The 17,224-nt window shown below is 42.9% G+C and carries 17 protein-coding genes; 10 read left to right on the top strand and 7 right to left on the bottom strand.

Going from position 1 to position 17,224, the window contains the following annotated elements:
* Positions 1 to 63: 63 nt before the first annotated feature.
* From AADY36_RS15185 to AADY36_RS15210, 6 genes are all read right to left on the bottom strand, one after another.
* Entirely contained in the window at positions 64 to 3,168 is a 3,105-nt protein-coding gene (locus tag AADY36_RS15185) for an efflux RND transporter permease subunit (RefSeq protein ID WP_342409179.1), read from the bottom strand.
* The gene (locus AADY36_RS15190; protein WP_342409180.1) at positions 3,165 to 4,622 is read right to left on the bottom strand and encodes an efflux RND transporter periplasmic adaptor subunit; all 1,458 of its coding nucleotides are present in this window, start codon (positions 4,620 to 4,622) and stop codon (positions 3,165 to 3,167) included. Before AADY36_RS15190 ends, AADY36_RS15185 begins: the two co-directional genes overlap by 4 nt.
* Positions 4,615 to 5,937 carry a TolC family protein gene (locus AADY36_RS15195; RefSeq protein WP_055020902.1) on the bottom strand — a complete coding sequence of 441 codons (1,323 nt, stop codon included), beginning with the start codon at positions 5,935 to 5,937 and terminating at the stop codon, positions 4,615 to 4,617. Before AADY36_RS15195 ends, AADY36_RS15190 begins: the two co-directional genes overlap by 8 nt.
* Before the next feature lie 104 nt (positions 5,938 to 6,041).
* On the bottom strand, positions 6,042 to 6,395 hold the full coding sequence (locus AADY36_RS15200; protein WP_342409181.1) for a hypothetical protein: 354 nt from the start codon (positions 6,393 to 6,395) through the stop codon (positions 6,042 to 6,044).
* Between the two features lie 43 nt (positions 6,396 to 6,438).
* Entirely contained in the window at positions 6,439 to 7,053 is a 615-nt protein-coding gene (locus tag AADY36_RS15205) for a paraquat-inducible protein A (protein WP_342409182.1), read from the bottom strand.
* A gap of 54 nt (positions 7,054 to 7,107) precedes the next feature.
* Complete coding sequence (locus AADY36_RS15210) at positions 7,108 to 8,385, bottom strand: EAL and HDOD domain-containing protein (RefSeq protein ID WP_055198963.1); 1,278 nt, start codon at positions 8,383 to 8,385, stop codon at positions 7,108 to 7,110.
* A 104-nt stretch (positions 8,386 to 8,489) separates the two neighbouring features.
* Here AADY36_RS15210 and AADY36_RS15215 point away from each other — a divergent pair, with 104 nt between their 5' ends.
* The 3 genes from AADY36_RS15215 to AADY36_RS15225 all read left to right on the top strand — a co-directional run bounded on the left by AADY36_RS15215 (position 8,490) and on the right by AADY36_RS15225 (position 10,860).
* A complete protein-coding gene (locus AADY36_RS15215) occupies positions 8,490 to 9,254 on the top strand; it encodes a substrate-binding periplasmic protein (RefSeq protein ID WP_054563515.1) in 765 nt (254 codons plus the stop codon).
* Between the two features lie 79 nt (positions 9,255 to 9,333).
* Positions 9,334 to 9,900: a PhnA domain-containing protein gene (locus AADY36_RS15220; protein WP_342409183.1), complete on the top strand. Its 567-nt coding sequence runs from the start codon at positions 9,334 to 9,336 to the stop codon at positions 9,898 to 9,900.
* 150 nt (positions 9,901 to 10,050) lie between these two features.
* Entirely contained in the window at positions 10,051 to 10,860 is an 810-nt protein-coding gene (locus AADY36_RS15225) for an META domain-containing protein (protein ID WP_054563513.1), read from the top strand.
* Between the two features lie 56 nt (positions 10,861 to 10,916).
* Here the strand turns inward: AADY36_RS15225 and AADY36_RS15230 are convergent, their stop codons facing one another.
* A complete protein-coding gene (locus AADY36_RS15230) occupies positions 10,917 to 11,756 on the bottom strand; it encodes a 23S rRNA (adenine(2030)-N(6))-methyltransferase RlmJ (protein WP_054563512.1) in 840 nt (279 codons plus the stop codon).
* 240 nt (positions 11,757 to 11,996) lie between these two features.
* Here AADY36_RS15230 and AADY36_RS15235 point away from each other — a divergent pair, with 240 nt between their 5' ends.
* From AADY36_RS15235 to AADY36_RS15265, 7 genes are all read left to right on the top strand, one after another.
* On the top strand, positions 11,997 to 12,227 hold the full coding sequence (locus AADY36_RS15235; RefSeq protein WP_054563591.1) for a cell division protein ZapB: 231 nt from the start codon (positions 11,997 to 11,999) through the stop codon (positions 12,225 to 12,227).
* A complete protein-coding gene (locus tag AADY36_RS15240) occupies positions 12,227 to 12,514 on the top strand; it encodes a cell division protein ZapA (protein WP_054563511.1) in 288 nt (95 codons plus the stop codon). The genes AADY36_RS15235 and AADY36_RS15240 overlap by 1 nt, the downstream gene beginning before the upstream one ends.
* A gap of 68 nt (positions 12,515 to 12,582) precedes the next feature.
* Positions 12,583 to 13,569, top strand: coding sequence for an MBL fold metallo-hydrolase (locus AADY36_RS15245; protein ID WP_342409184.1), 987 nt, complete (start codon positions 12,583 to 12,585; stop codon positions 13,567 to 13,569).
* Positions 13,570 to 13,597: 28 nt separating this feature from the next.
* On the top strand, positions 13,598 to 15,094 hold the full coding sequence (locus AADY36_RS15250; RefSeq protein WP_095209769.1) for a LysM peptidoglycan-binding domain-containing protein: 1,497 nt from the start codon (positions 13,598 to 13,600) through the stop codon (positions 15,092 to 15,094).
* A gap of 63 nt (positions 15,095 to 15,157) precedes the next feature.
* The gene (locus AADY36_RS15255) at positions 15,158 to 15,646 is read left to right on the top strand and encodes an FKBP-type peptidyl-prolyl cis-trans isomerase (RefSeq protein ID WP_054563509.1); all 489 of its coding nucleotides are present in this window, start codon (positions 15,158 to 15,160) and stop codon (positions 15,644 to 15,646) included.
* A gap of 9 nt (positions 15,647 to 15,655) precedes the next feature.
* Entirely contained in the window at positions 15,656 to 16,381 is a 726-nt protein-coding gene (locus tag AADY36_RS15260; protein ID WP_054563508.1) for an SDR family NAD(P)-dependent oxidoreductase, read from the top strand.
* The gene (locus AADY36_RS15265; protein WP_342409185.1) at positions 16,378 to 17,220 is read left to right on the top strand and encodes an amidohydrolase family protein; all 843 of its coding nucleotides are present in this window, start codon (positions 16,378 to 16,380) and stop codon (positions 17,218 to 17,220) included. Before AADY36_RS15260 ends, AADY36_RS15265 begins: the two co-directional genes overlap by 4 nt.
* Positions 17,221 to 17,224 lie beyond the last annotated feature (4 nt).

Consider the following 17,224-nt stretch of genomic DNA (forward strand, 5'->3'; position numbering starts at 1 on the left):
TTAAAATAAAATGTGTAACTTGCAGCAAGTAAAAGCGTACAAGTTACACACTGACTGTAAAATTTATAGATGGCGTTTACGCCATATAAAATAAAGCGCAGGTAACACTAGTAGTGTTAAAACTATGGCACTGAGCATCCCGCCGACCATAGGCGCGGCTATTCTGCTCATCACCTCACTGCCCGTTCCAGTGCCATAAAGCACTGGCAATAACCCTATGATAATAGTGGCGACTGTCATCATCACTGGTCTAACCCGAAGGCCCGCACCATTGATGATTGCTTGGCGCAGTTCTGTAACCGTAAACTGTGCTGATTGCGCTTTCGCATCTTGATAAGCTTGGTTGAGATAAACTAGCATGATCACGCCAATTTCCACAGCAACCCCAGCTAAGGCAATAAAACCAACCCCAACAGCAACCGAGAAGTTAAAGCCTTCAAGGTACATCAGCCAAATACCGCCTATCATCGCAAGCGGTAAGGTCAGCATGATCATTGCCACCTCAATAAAGCTTCTAAAATTGAGGTATAACAGCACCACAATGATTGCCAAGGTGAGTGGCAATACATAACTGAGTTTGGCTTTTGCGCGCTCCATATATTCATATTGCCCCGCCCACGTAATTGAGTAACCAGCAGGTAGTTCAAGCTGCTCATGCAGCGCTTGTTGCGCACGCTCAACATAACTGCCAATATCACTGCCTTCAATGTCAATTAAGCTCCAACCATTAATACGCGCATTTTCACTTTTAATACCTGGCGGGCCATCTTCGATAAAGACATGGGCAACATCAGCCAATGCGATACGCTGTCCGTTTGGCGTCACTATCGGTAACAACTTAAGCTCTTCTGGCGAGTCACGATAATCTTGCGGGTAACGCAAGTTAACCGGGTAACGCTCTTGCCCTTCAACCGTTTCGGTCACATTCATACCACCGATAGCAGTAGCAACAACCTGTTGCACATCAGCAATGTTTAAACCGTAACGCGCAGCCTTCTCACGGTTAATATCGACTTTGATGTAACGACCGCCGGCAACGCGCTCAGAATAAACCGAAGCCGTGCCCGGTAAATCTTTTAAGATGACTTCAATTTGCTCACCGATTTTTTGAATTTCGCTCAGCTTTGGCCCTGCTACTTTGATCCCCACAGGCGTTTTAATGCCAGTGGCAAGCATGTCGATTCGCGTTTTGATTGGCATAACCCACGCATTGGTAAGCCCTGGGAACTTAACCAGATTATCGAGCTCTTTTTTCAGTTTTTCGGTTGTCATACCCTCGCGCCACTGTGACTTTGGCTTTAACTGAATAAAGGTTTCGATCATGGTGAGCGGAGCAGGATCTGTGGCAGTATCCGCTCGACCAACCTTACCAAATACCGACTCAACTTCTGGAACACTGGCAATTAGCTTATCGGTCTGCTGTAAGATTTCACGGGCCTTACCAATTGAAATACCTGGGTAAGTAGTTGGCATATACATTAAGTCGCCCTCATCAAGGGGAGGAATAAACTCACTGCCAATTTTATTAACCGGGTAAAAGCCGATAGCAGCCAACACTAATGCCAGTACCAATGTTGTTTTCGGTGCTTTTAATACTGCATTTAACAAGGGTTTATAGGCTGCCACTAATAAGCGGTTTACAGGGTTTTTCTGCTCCGAAATAACCTTACCGCGAATAAAGTAGCCCATTAATACCGGCACAAGTGTAATCGCTAAACCAGCCGACGCTGCCATCGCATAGGTTTTTGTATAAGCCAGTGGCGAGAACATTCGTCCTTCTTGTGCTTCAAGAATAAACACCGGCATAAAGCTGACAGTGATGATCAATAAACTAAAGAATAACGCGGGCCCGACTTCTGCGGCTGAGTCCATCACCACTTGCCAACGATTTTCATCGGTCAGTGGGGTTTTCTCCATATGCTTATGCATATTTTCTATCATCACGATAGCGCCATCGGTCATTGCACCAATGGCAATCGCTATCCCGCCAAGCGACATGATATTGGCGTTTATACCTTGCCAATACATCACCACAAAAGCCGTTAAAATACCCATTGGCAACGTGATAATGGCTACGATCGATGAGCGTATATGGAATAAAAACACTACACACACTAAGGCCACGACAATTAATTCTTCAATTAACTTTGAGCTTAAGTTATCAAGCGCTTGGGTAATAAGGTTTGAGCGGTCGTACACAGGGATGATTTCAACCCCCTCTGGCAGGCCTTTTTTGAGCGACTTTAGCTTTTCTTTTACTAGTTTGATGGTTGCTTCGGCGTTTTCTCCAAAGCGCATCACAACTACACCACCAGTTACTTCACCCTCGCCGTTTAGTTCGGCAATACCACGGCGCATTTGCGGCCCAAGTTTTATATCAGCCACATCACGTAATTGCAGTGGCGTGCCATTGGCATTAGTACCCAGCGGAATGGCTTCTAAATCTGCGACACTTTTGATGTAACCTGTGCTTGATACCATGTATTCAGCTTCAGCCATTTCGACCACTGAGGCACCACGCTCTTGGTTACCTTGCTTAATTGCTGTTTGAATTAAACTCAGCGGAATACCATAAGCACGCAATTTATCGGGGTCGACATTCACCTGATACTGCTTAACCATACCACCAACAGACGCTACTTCTGATACACCCGGCACCGTTTGCAGCTCAAACTTTAAAAACCAATCTTGCAGGCTGCGTAGCTGACTAATATCGTGCTTACCGGTTTTATCCACCAGCGCATACAAGTAAATCCAACCCACACCTGTTGCATCAGGGCCAAGTTCAGGCCTTGCTGAATCTGGTAAGCGAGCACTTACTTGACTCAAATACTCTTGCACCCGACTACGGGCCCAATAAAGGTCGGTGTCTTCGTTAAAAATAACGTATACATAAGAGTCACCAAAAAACGAAAAGCCCCTTACCGTTTCAGCACCCGGCACCGACAACATGGCTGTAGTGATAGGAAACGTTACTTGATCTTGCACCACTTGAGGCGCTTGTCCTGGGTAAGACGTTTTTACAATAACCTGTACATCAGATAAGTCAGGCAAGGCATCAACTGGGGTATTCTTTAAAGAAAAAATCCCAAAGCCCGCCAACATTAAAGACAGCAGTAATACAAAGAAGCGATTACCGACTGACCAACGGATCACGGCAGCTATCATTGCATTTCTCCTTGCATAGGGTGGCTCATGGTCATGATGTCAAAAATCACAAACTCACCGTCTACCAACTTAAAGGTAAAATGCACTTCATCATCACTTTGTAAACTAGACATATCGATACGCGGCGAAAAATGAAATTCCATAGTTGCAGCCTCGCGTCCCCACTTAGGGATAGCCTCACGACTGATCACGGCTGTGCGGGCTTCACGGTCAATACTGTTGATCACGCCATTGACCATTGCGCTGTCACTATCTGGCTCTTGCATACGCATAAAGTCAGAACTCTTACTTGATTCGGAATCTATTAAGAACTGCGCTGAAACCACTACGTTATCGTCTTTCAATAAGCCTGATAAAATTTCGACATCATGATTATCACTACGACCTAGCGTCACAGCCACTGATTTAAAACGCCCTTCACCTAAATCAATCACCACACGGTCTTGGCTACCGGTGCGGATCACCGCTTCTTTTGCGATGACTAATTGCGGCTCAGTTGGCTTAGTAGTAATGCTGACTTCAGCAAACATATTCGGTTTGAGTAAGCCATCTTGGTTGGCAAAGCGTAAACGCACACGAAGGGTACGGTTTTTCTCATCAAGGGTTGGGTAAATATAATCGACCTTGCCTTGCCAGCGCTTACCCGGTAAGTAATCTAAGCTCATAGTAACTGGCAAGCCTTTATGAATTAGCCCTGCTTGACGCTCAAAAACTTCAGCCTCAACCCACACTTCTTCTAGGCGAGCAATACTCATCATGGTTGTGCCCGGTTTCACAAAGAAACCTTCGCGGATATTTAACTCATCCAATACGCCACTTTGCTTGGCATAAAAGGTAATGTTTTGTCTGACCTTTTGGCTTTGCTCTAATTGGGTAATAAAATCGTCAGAAACATTCAGTGAGGCTAAGCGTGCTTTTGCGGCACGTATAAGCACTGCATTGTTACGTTTAAGGGCAAGCAATAGCTCTTCTTGTGCATTCACTAGCTGTGGAGAATACAAGGTATAAAGTGGCTCGCCTTGCTTAACTTGGTCACCTGCAGCTTTTACATATAAGGTTTCTATCCAACCTTCGACACGAGGGTGAATATGCACGAGTTGGTCTTGGTCGTATTGCACATAACCAACCGTATCAACCGTCGTTTGTAATGATTTAAACCTTACGGGCGCTGTTCTTACCCCTAAGTTATTAACGACTGCTGGTGAAATTCTCACAGTACCAGGGCTGTCTTCAGCGCTACTTTGCTCCTCATAAACGGGGACTAATTCCATACCCATTGGCGATAAACCCGGTTCATCACGGCGGTAATTACTGTCCATAGGCGCCACCCAATATAAGGGCTTTTTCTCAGCGCTTGGCATAGCTTCATGATCTGGCTCAGCTAGTTTATTTAAAGCCGTTGCCAATGCCGCACCTACCGCCAAGGCGATAACTAATTTCACTGTATTATTCATTGGTAGCTCCTTGGCTTTGTGCTGCATTTATTTGGTTATCTTTTGCTGCTGCGTAATAGTTAAGGCGAGCGAGGGTTATTTGTTTGTCTATTTCGATATTCAATGCATCAATTTTTGCGTTAAGTTCGCTGATGCGTGCACGCATCACTTCTGAAAAGTCACCATCATCGTTGGTGTAAGCATTTAAAGTCGCTTCGGCTTGCTCCGCCATTTGCGGTAAAAGCTGCTGTTGATATAGTGCTTTGCGCTGAGCAAGTCGGCTTAGTTGGCTAAGCTCTTTAAAATACTGACCTTGCAGTTTTTGTAGGGTAATAAGTTTGTTGGTTTTTACCGCCTCGGCATTAGCTATTGCGGCATTAACTTGTTGATCTTGACGGTTATCAGTAAACAGCGGTAAATCAACACTTACCCCAATAGAGAATAAGTCAGCGCGAGAGTCACCCATCGGGGTATCATCACGATAGCCATAGCCTAGGTTCATACCAAATTGCGGCTTATACGCTTCTTTAGCCACTTTCACTTGGGTGTTTTTGGCACGCATAGCATGATCAATAGCAATAATTGCCGGGTGATTCATCAGCACTTCAGTCACCCCCGATGGCGCAAGCTCTTGATAAGCCATTACTGCGGTCACCTTGGTATTTTCATCGCTCACTGCACCGTTTAGCATTTCAATAGGTAGCCATTGTGCTAGTCGTTTTTTTGCACTATCAAACTGTTGCTCTAACATCACCAGCTTATCTTCAAGCCGAGTCAGCTCTAGCTGGGCGCGAATAATATCCTGCTGGCGAGTCGCACCAAGTGTATTGGCATAGCTTGCTTCTGTAATATCAATAAGCTGATTAAATAAGGCTTTATCTTGGCTGATCAGTTGAATGCTTTTTTGTGCGCGATAGGCATTTAGCCATGCTTCGCTAACAATGGCTTTAATCTGTGCTTGGCGGTCAGCTCTTAGCCAAGGGTATTGTTCAGCCGATTGTTTTAAAGCTTGTTGCTGTAAGGCAAGACTATCACCTCGGCTAAATTGTTGTGACAAGCCCACTTTGAATTGCGTCATACCCTCTTGGTCAAAGGCAAAGCCATCGGTTGGTAAGTTCATGAGTCCAACGGTTAACACTGGATCTGGCAAGGTACCTGCCGCAATGCTTTGCGCTTCTATCGCCTGTTGCTGGTATTTATTTGCCTGTAACCAAGGCTCGTGAGTCAATGCATAATCAATCACCTGATTGAGCGCCAATGGCTCTGCTTTCACTAAACTTGAGGTTATCAATACTGCGCCTAGAGAAAGCGCCTTAATCAATTTGCTGTGAATCATCACATGCTCCAAAAATCTTAAAAATGGTTAAAAAACAATAGATTTTGGGTGCAGAATAAGGAGTATTTCAGCGTTTTACTGAATTTTAGACAGACCTATCCTGCTTAAGCAGTAATAGGTGGACGATATAAAGAACTTGCGTGGAAACTAAGCTGGCTGGCGCCTAACACGGTGACTTTTTCTGATTGCTTAATTGATTTAACAACTAAATCATTTAACGGCAGGAGTGAATGAGCTGTACAGGCATTGAGCGGACACGCACAATCGCTGTTATCCATTACGTCTTCATGGCAACAATCCATATCACTCATGTCGCTGTCAGCACTCATATTTGCATGATGATCCATCTGCATACTGGCATGTGGCATATCACACACCATAGCAACAGACGCAACTGACTGACCCACAAAAGTGAGCAGCATCATAGCTATCAATAAGTAGCTTGAAAGTCGCGTCATCATCATACCTTAAAAATTAATTGCCCAAATTGTAGCCCAAAATTTACGCGCTCGACAAGGGCTTATCTATTTTTATGTTACTGCTGGCAGCAATAGCAAACAGGCAATAACCAGTAAAATACCAAAATCCATCCCCCAATTCGGCATGCATTTTGATTAGCTCGCCCATTTGCCCATCGGCATTACCAGCCAAATAAGACACGATTAATGCAATCACAAACACATCGACCATGCTCCATTTACTTAGGCCCTGTATGAGTTGACCGAGCAAATGCTTAAATCTATTCGCAGGTAAAAAATAATAAAGCAATTGCATCAAGAGTTTTAAAGTGGGAATAACAATCGAGAACACTGCAACAAGCGCGGCAACAAGGTAATTTTTGTTATTGGCGAGCTCATTCACGGTGCCCCAAATGCTGCGTGTTTTTTTGTAGGCATCTATTTCACCTTCGAGCTTATCAAGCCCCAACATGCTTGAAGCCATCATTAACACGCTACGGGTATTGCGATCGCCTTCATCGGCAATCATTTCAATACCTGTTTTGGCAAGCTTAGATTTATCGATTTTTCCTTCTAGGGTGAGCACAGGCTGGGTTACACCAGGAATAAGTAACGCCAAGGCAATTAAAATAGCCAGTACTGGAAAAACAACACGCATTAGTTACAAACCTTTTTAATACTCAGAGCCCGCATCATAACGAACTCTGTGCTTTTAGTCTGTAACCGATGATAAGCTTGCGAACACTTCATCGGCATAAGCACGGGCATCGTACATAGCTTGAAAAACCACATCCATCTTTGACGCAGGGCGGATCATCATTAGCAGCTCATGAGCAGTTTGCCATTGCTCTTCTTCCATCGCCTTAACAAGTTGTAAGCTCGCACCTTGCATGCCATTAAAGTTTAACAGTGCGCTCGAAAGCTCACTACCCAGTGAAAACTCTTTGGCAATGATATCAAGCTCCATATCTAAAATAGCATCAAGTACGGATAGTAAACCGACTAAATAACCCTGCTCAGCTAGGTCTTTACCACCGGGTTCAAGCATCAGCGCAATAAACTTAGCTCTTGTTAAGCCCAGTTTAGTCAGCTCTTGCGGTTTATCATTGCCCAACTCGCTCAGCGCTAATACCCGTACAAATTGTCTAATCGCGTCTTCACCAAGGTAAATAACCGCTTGTGAAATCGAACGAATTGTTTGCTGACTATTGCTTATACGCGCATTAACTAATTTTAAAATGCGTGCGGTAAGGCCAATATCTTTAGCAACCCGCTGTTGAATTGCATCAAAATTTAAATCTGTTTGCGCAGTACAGTTAAGTAATTCAAGCACGGCAACTTTTGATGGTTCAACATTACCAAAACTTAAAAGCTCTGGCTTGGCAAAAAAGTAGCCTTGAAACAGGTCGCAACCAGCCGCTTTTAGTTGCTTAAAGTCTTCATAAGTTTCAATGCGCTCCACTATGATAGTGGTTTCTGGGAAGCTGCGTTTGAGCTTTTTGATCATCATGTTGGTTTTGATAATCGGCTGCGTGACTTCAAGCTTAATAAAATCCATTAAAGGTAAAATATCTTGCCATTTATCTGTGCCGTCGTAATCATCAAGCGCAAACAAATAGCCTTCTTGTTTTAACTGCTTAACGCGGCTCACTACTTTTGGAATGCTAGTAGCCCGCTCGACTATTTCGATAACCGCACTGCGTGGTTGCAGCAACTTAGGGAAATCATCCAAAATAGCGTCGGTCGATAGGTTGATAAACGCAGGTTGAAAGCCCGTTAGTTTTTCGAGTCCCATCAACATTAATGCGTTAAAAAACAGCCGTCCCGTTGCTTGACCATCACTGGTGCCTACCGGAAAGACATTATCACTCGATTCTCTATACAATAATTCGTAAGCATACAAACTTCTATCAGCATTAAATATTGGCTGCCGGGCTATATACTGAGTCATGCTCTGACTTTTGTTACCTTCCATACTTAATTCTGACATTCTACTTCTCACTTAGATGTGGCTATCTCCACATTACTATTGTTATAAGTATAGTGAAAGATGTTTGCCTTGCTAAAAAACAAAAACCCAACCAAACTAGGTACATGAAAACGAATTCAATCAGACCATTGCGCTTCTCTAACTCGATTTTCTTAATTTTACTTTTTCTTACTCAAGCAGTTTTGGCTGAGCAGCAACCTGTACTGAAATACAATGTAACCGGCTCTGGGAACTACTATCCTTACTATATTGATGATAAAAGCAATCCAGGGATCCTTCCTGAAATTATCAAACAAGTTATGCTGCTTGCTGATATTCAAGTGCAGCATGTCGAGCTTCCTGCAAAACGAACCGTTAAATACCTTCACCAAGGACATATCGATTTTGATGTCATAAGCCCCGAATGGCTGAGCCAGACAGAAAAACAAAATCCACAGTTTAGTTACTCAAACACCCTGTTTGCCGTTGAAGAGTATCTAGTGAGCTTAAAAAGCTCTGTGGCTCAATGGCAGCAACTCAACAGTATTCGTAATCAACCCGTAGGGACTGTTTTAGGCTATTACTATTATGACGATAACCGCTTTAAACGGGTTGATTTTCACTCTGAACAACAACTCATTCAGGCGTTAAAAATGCAACGAATTGAGGTCGTCATAATTGATAAACTGCCAGCATTATATTGGGCTGAGCAATTTGATGCAGATATCAGCTTTGGTGCATTACATTCGCTAGGTAATCTAAAAATTCGCCTGCGCAGTGAGCATCAATCATTGTTACCAAAAATAAATACAGCAATCAAAGAACTTAAAAATTCTGGCCGCTTAGATGCCATAATCAATAAATACACAAAAAGCATACCCCTACAATAATTAGGGATATTCCGCTTTGGACCTGCTTTTGCTATAATGCGCGCTGTTTTTCTTACCTTGTTAACTAAAAGAGCCTCCTATGAGCATTGAACAAGCCCTAATCGAACGCAGTAATAACCAATGTGAACTTTGCACTAATACAGACAATCTATCTGTTTACGAAGTGCCACCTGTTACAGAGGCTCATTCTGATAAATGCATTTACGTTTGCCAAACCTGTAAAGATCAAATTGAAAATAATGCTGGTTTAACTGCAAACCACTGGCATTGCTTGAACGACAGCATGTGGAGTCAAACACCGGCTGTACAAGTTGTGGCTTATCGCATGTTGAAGCGTTTAGCTGCTGATAACGGTTGGGCACAAGACGCACTCGATATGATTTATCTTGAAGAAGACACGTTAAAATGGGCGCAAACAGCCCTAGCTGAAGATGACGATATTAAACACATCGACAGTAATGGTGTTGTACTTCAAGCGGGTGACACTGTGACACTTATTAAAGATCTTGATGTGAAAGGCAGCAGCCTTGTTGCTAAGCGTGGCACAGCAGTAAGAAACATTGGCTTAACGAGCAACCCAGAACATATTGAAGGCCGTGTTGATGGTCAACGCATTGTTATTCTAACCAAATACGTGAAAAAATAACGAGCACTCAATTTGCTTTTTAAAGCGAATCCGTAATTAAGAAAATGGGCCAAGTGCCCATTTTTTGTTAATTAAGCTATGATTAAGTCAGCGAACTTTATGCTTATTCAATTACAAAGACGCATAACCCTAAAACGCAAGGAAACAATCATGGCTTCGGATACCATCTCATCTTTCAAACGCGCTTCTCTATGCAGTTTAATGATCTTAGGGAGCAGCTTAGTATTAACAGGTTGTGGTGAAGACTCTGCCGCACCACAAGCTGAGCAATCAACAATGAAAACCCTCAATACTCAGGTTATTTATTTAGACCGCAGCATGCTGCCACCGGGTTCAGTATTAAAAGTACAACTTGCTGATGTATCAAAAATGGATGCCAAAGCAGAGGTTATCAGCGAACAAGAAATTGAATTAAATGGTGCGCCACCATATAACGTGGAACTTGAGTATGACGAAAGCAAAATTGCTGACCGTCACCGCTATAGTGTGAGTGCACGCATTGAGAATCAAGGTAAATTACTTTACATCAGCACCACTCACAATAATCCATTTGCCGAAGATGCGACGGATGATGTGTACAAGGTGACAGTAACAAAAGTATCAGCGAAAAAGCCAGACGTGACATTGACCAATACGTATTGGAAAGCAGTTACAATCAGCGGTGAGGCTATCACCGTTGAAAATAAAGAACCTTTCGTACAGTTTAAAGACGATGGTTCAACCAATGGTCACTTAGGATGTAATAACTTCTCAGGTAGTTACGAGGTTAACGAGCAGACGCTTACATTCAACCCATTAGCAAGCACCAAAAAAATGTGTGTATCACAAATGGATATTGAAGCGGCCATGTCTGCAGCACTTGCGGCAACAGCTAAGTACTCTATCAATGGTGAACAGTTAACCTTGTTAGATGATAGTGATGAGCCACTTGCGACCTTCGCAGCGACTTATATGAATTAACAACAGTTAAATAAAAAAACGCCCAGCAATTGCTGGGCGTTTTTGTATTGGAGAAATTATTCTTCAACTAACTGTTCACTGCGATAAAAACCACTGCTATCGCTTAGTAATGAAACAAGCTCTGGTAATACCGCATCCATTGTTTGCTTTAGTTTCCATGGCGGGTTGATCACTATCATACCCGATGCTGTCATACCGTGAACGTCGGTGTCTGCCTCTGTTGCAAGCTCGAAAAGCTGAATGTTACGCATACCCGATGCGATTAAACCCGCTTCCATTCTGTCAATTCGCTCACGATCTACAACCGGATACCAAATCATGTAAGTTCCAGTTGCAAAGCGTTTATGCGCCTTAACAAGAGTGTTAACAACCGTATCGTAGTCGTTTTTAATTTCGTATGGAGGGTCAATAAGCACACAAGCTCGACGTGATGCTGGTGGTAATAAACCAATTAAGCCTTGAAAGCCGTTTTCACCACGTACGCGAATAGAACGCTTACCTTTCATGTTGTCTTGCAGTAACTGTAAGTCACGAGGATGCAACTCAAAGAACCAACCGTTATCTTGGCGACGTAAAAAGTGCTCTGCAATTTTTGGCGAACCAGGGTAAAAATCTAAATTACCATTTGAGTTAAATGATTTAATCAGCTCAATATACTCATTAAGTGCATTGTGTTCACTGTTATGCTGCCAAAGCTTAGCAATCCCATCTAAATACTCTTGTGTTTTTTGTGCATCACTGCCTGCAAGTTCAAAAAAGCCAGCACCTGAGTGGGTGTCCACATAATCAAGCGGTTTGTCTTTAATTGTTTGGTATTTAAGAACTTCAGCTAGAACAAGATGTTTTAGAACATCAGCAGGGTTACCTGCATGAAAAGAGTGTCGATAACTAAGCATATTTATAAGTCGCCAAATGCAAAACTGCATTAAAAATGAATAGCCATATTGTACATGATAAACAGAAAATGATCCTAGCATCTGGCGTTTTGGTGAATCATAAATGAATAAAAAAGCCGCTACGCTGAATTACACCTTAATAATAAATAAAAATCCTCTAAAACGGCCGTAAATGCTGGCATATCAAGACACTTTCCTTTACATTTGCATGACAATAATCACAGTTTTATGAGCGCATTTATGAATAACGAAACTCTTTCCCAACTCGAACAACTGATCGACAAGTTAATTCTTCGCAACAGTGAACTTGAAAGCGAAGTTAAAAGCTTACAAGAGCAAAACTCTAAGCTTTTAGATGAGAACGAAACTCTGCAACTAGAAGTACTAGAAAACGAAGAGAAACAAAAAGATACAAGCAGCACACTAACTGGCCTGCTTGAGAAATTACAAAGCGTTCAACAGGCTAGCTAATGAGCGGCCCACAAAGTCAGCGGGTCACCGTAGAGCTACTAGGTAAAGAACATGAGTTCTCTTGCCCACCTGGGCAAGAACACGCCCTAGTTGCTGCTGCACAAAATTTGAATGACTTAGTGGAGCAAATGAAACAACGCTCATCGGTTCGCAATGACCAAAAAGCGTTGCTGATGGCAGCATTACATTTAAGTCATGAATTGCTTGAAGTTAAATCTCAACAAGCAGAACAAGAGCAACAACATGACAGCTTAATAGATAAGCTCAGCCAGCACCTTAGTATTTAGAAAAAAGCGCATCCTGCGCTTTTTTTGTTTACAATCAATTCTACTAACCACTATCAGAGCGAAACACTATGCGATTTTGTGCTTTTTTGATCTGTCTTTTCGTAAGCTATAGCGCCCAAGCAAGCGTTAGCTGGCATAGCATCAGTCCCGAAATCCAATTTCTACAACAACAAAATAAACTGCGTTTTTACGATTCGAATCAAGTGCTGATTGAAGGTAAAGAATGCGCATTAATGTTTGATGCCAGTGGTAACTTTGCCGAAGTAGAAAAGCTCGCAGTGCAGTTAAAAAAACGCTTAAAAACACCATTATGTTATTTAGTAGCGAGCCATTATCATGATGATCACCTGCTAGGCTTGGCCGTTTTACAGGCTGAGTTCCCTGAAGCTAAGCTTATTGTGCATCAGCAAGTAGCAACTGAGTTTGTAGCGATGCAGCAAGCATTGACAGATAAATTAGATGGTTATGAAAAAAGTATTGAATTGAGCTATCAACGCCTTGCCAATCAACCTGAAGATCAACAAGCTATTTGGCGCGACAAACTAGAACTTGCTAAAAAACGCTTATTTCGCTGGCGAGAGCTCACCTTAAAGCCACCAGCGATTAGCATTACTGAACCAACACAGCTAGACCTTGGTAATTACCCTATCGTTATTACACCGTATCAAGCGCACACTAAGGGCGATCTCACTTTAAGTGCAGATCAAGGTCGCGTGCTGTTAGGTGGCGATATAGTCGACAGCTTACCCTATCCTGGGCATGGTACATTTTCTAGCTGGATAACCACGCTGCAAGGTATCCAAAAAAATACCACACTGACAACAATTTTACCGGGTCACGGTAAGCCACTGACACCTGCTGAACTTGCACTCCCTTTAAGGTTTTTAAAAACCATTCAAGAGATGACAAATTCCTCGCCAGATAAACCAGTGAGTGAATTAATTCCGCTTTTTCCTGCAGAGGTTAAACAGCAATACCAGCTTGATGAAGTGGGCGAAAGAGCGCTTTCTATGTTTCTAGAAGCTGGACTTAAACAAAGCAAATTGTCAAAATAGGGCTAAAATAGTAAAAGGATTTTATTATATGGCTCAAGTAAGTTTGAAATATTTACTTTTGCTGAGCTTGTTTATTGGCTTACAAGGATGCCAAGTAACTCAGCAAGAAACAGAACAACAACGGGCAAGGCCGGAGATTTTTAGCCATTATGAGCCCGATTTAACAACCCAACAAGCACCTAGTGAGTTTGTCGATTCAACAGCTGTTGAACCACGTCCTGTTGCTGCGCCCATAGCAGTCAATAATACCCCGCTAGCAAAGCCTCGCTCGAAAGATCTATGGCAGCATATCGCCAACAATTTAACGCTGGTATTTCAAACCAATAAACATACATCTGCACGAGTAAAATGGTATTTAAAACAGCCCAATTACCTGATTAAAGTAAATAAACGTGCGGCACCTTATTTGTATCATATCGTCACACGTATCGAGCAACAGAAGCTACCGATGGAGCTGGCCCTATTACCCTTTGTTGAAAGTGATTTTAGACCAACAATACGATCATCAGAGCAAGCCGTTGGTGTTTGGCAGTTAGTCGGCGCAACGGCTTATCATTTTGGTGTGCAAAGCGACCAGTGGTATGACGGCCGCCAAGACATACTCGCTTCAACCGATGCCGCTTTAGCTTATTTAAGTTACTTACATAAACGCTTTGATGGTGACTGGCTGCATGCCCTTGCAGCCTATAACAGTGGTGAAGGACGCGTTAAAAAAGCTATCGCAAAAAATAAAAAGCTTGGCAAAAAAACTGACTATTGGTCGCTATCGCTACCAAAAGAAACCGCTGAATATATACCTAAACTTTTGGCACTTAGCTATTTACTAAAGCATCCTGAACAAGGCTTAAAGCGCCCTAAATTAGCGAATAAAGCACTCACCACAGAATTTGATGTTGGCCAGCAATTTGATTTTTCGGTGATCGCTAACTTATCTGGCGTGGGGCATAACCAGCTCCACAAATTAAACCCAGGATATTTAAAAAACCAAAGCTCGCCAAATGGTCCACATACTCTGCTTTTACCTATGGAGCGCCGCACTTTGTTGCAAAGTAAGCTGTTTCGCAACAACTTTGCCGGTGAGTATATAGTGCAAAAAGACGATACCCTTTATGGCATTGCCAGACGCTTTAATATGTCTGTAAAGGATCTGAAAGCGCTTAATAGCAAAACAAGTAACCTGATTAAGGTCGGTGAACAATTGCGCTTATCACAGCCCCAAACCATGCCGGAATCACTTATGGTTGATTACAATATCAGCCCTTACCTTGAACAGCATGAGGAAGTCATCGCAACCATTGCGGTTGATTACCTAGTCAAACCAGGTGATTCAATTTGGAGTATCAGTCAGCTATACGACGTGCCTCATAAAGACGTCGCAACGTGGAATAAACTCAGTGCCACTAGCATTTTAAAACCAGGCACCATTTTGACATTGCACCTACCGCAAGCAAAACCCGCTGAGCCGCAAGTACCAGCCAGCGAAGCCATGTTGTCAGGCATTGAAAGCTCGTTGAAAAAGCCTTGATTGCTCACTCTTTGTGGTTAGCGTAAAATCAGCGCCTATATTTAAATTCTAAAGAGAAATAACATGCAGATCAGTAAAGACGCAGCGGTTGAGTTTCACTACACACTTAGTGAAGCAGGCGAGCAAATCGAATCAAGTAAAGATGGCGAGCCACTTTCATATATCCATGGCACTGAAGGCATGCTTCCTGGTCTTGAAAAAGCCCTTGAAGGTAAATCGGCTGGCGATAACTTTAGCGTAACACTTGAGCCTAGCGAGTCTTACGGCGAGCGCGTTGATAACCTTATTCAACGTATTCCACTTAAGCACTTACAAGGTAACACAAAAGTGTGGAAGCCAGGTATGACTGCAATCGTTCATTCAAACCAAGGTCGCCACCAAGTGACTATCGTTAAAGTGGGCCGTTTCAATGCTGATTGTGACTTAAACCACCCATTTGCTGGTAAAACACTAACGTTTGATGTTGAAGTGATTAATGTTCGCCAAGCAACTGCCGAAGAATTATCACACGGCCACGTGCACGGTGAAGGCGGTTGTGGCCACAGCCACTAAGGGTAAATGATGACAAACGTTGCAATTGTCACTGGTGGCAGTAAAGGTATTGGCAAAGCTATTGTTGAGCGTTTAGAGCGTGAGGCCTACACAGTATATAACTTAGATATCACCCCGTCTGAGGGCAACTATCGCCACTGTGATGTTAGTGATGTTCAGCAGGTGAAGTCAGTTATCGCCGAAATTATTGCCGAGACGGGCCGCGTTGATGCCTTAATTTCTAATGCGGGTCGTCATTTAAGTGCCAGCATCGAAAATACCGATGAAGCAACGTTTGATGCCCTGTTTGCGCTCAATGTGAAAGGTGCCTATGCAGCAATTCAAGCTGTATTACCTAGCATGAAAAGCCAGCAAGGCGGCAGTGTTGTATTGGTTGCCTCTGATCAGGCAATCATTGGCAAACCAAACTCGTTTGCTTATAACCTTACCAAACATGCACTAGCTTCAATGGCAAAAACGACAGCACTCGATTATGCCGCGTTTAACATTCGTGCTAATGCGGTTTGTCCGGGTACGATAGAAACACCACTGTTTCATAATGCGATCGATGCATATTGTCAGCGCAGTGGTGCCAACAAAGCAGAAATTGTTGCTGAAGAAGCCGCACTGCAACCGCTAGGCCGTTTAGGGCAACCAGAAGAAATTGCAGCTTTGGTGAATTTTTTAATAAGCCCAGAAGCAAGCTTTATAACTGGTAGCTTACAAAGCATTGATGGTGGATACACCACGCAATGAGCGACAAAATTATTGACCCCCATGTGCACTTTTTTAACCTCACTGAGGGTCAATACACTTGGCTACAAGGTAACAATCCCCCCGCTTGGCCAAATCTAGATAAAATAAAAAAACAAATTACTGCTTCAGAGCTTAAAGCCGCTTGCCCATTTCAACTAGAAGCGCTGGTGCATATTGAAGCTGGCTTTGATAACCAAGCGCCAGTGAATGAGCTTAATTGGCTTGCAACGCATTTAAATGACATTCCTTATCGCGCAATCAGCTACAGCGCGATTGACGCATCTAGCAAACACTTTGAAGCGTCACTCAATGAGTTAAAGCACTCATCTTTGGTTGGTATTCGCGATATAACCGAAGGTGATGAAGCAAAGCGCTTTTTAACTCCTCACTGCCAAGATAACCTAGCCATGCTCGCAAGCGAAAACTTACACTTTGAAGCACAGTTTGAAATTGAAAACATGCAGGTAACCGAGCAGATTATTAAATATTGCACCGCACTGCCCTCATTACGTGTGGTAATTAATCATTTAGGCTTTATTAGTAATGAGCAAAGATGGCTCGAAGCAATCATTAAACTCAGCCGCTGCGATAATATCGCGATAAAGTTCTCAGGGTTAGAGTTCACGCAAATAGCAGTAAACAAACATCTTTGGCTGGTTAATAATTTAGTTAAGTACTTTGGTGAACATCGAGTGATGTTTGCCAGTAATTTCCCAGTTTGCCAGATAAATACCAGCTACAAAAACTGCTGGGAGCACTATCACTCATTGTGCTCGCAGTCGAGTTTATGGCATAAACTAAGCTATAAAAACGCCCGCGAAATCTATCTAATTGCTTAAAAAC

The organism is Pseudoalteromonas sp. D15MCD-2 (assembly GCF_038562745.1).
Classification (GTDB): Bacteria; Pseudomonadota; Gammaproteobacteria; order Enterobacterales; family Alteromonadaceae; genus Pseudoalteromonas.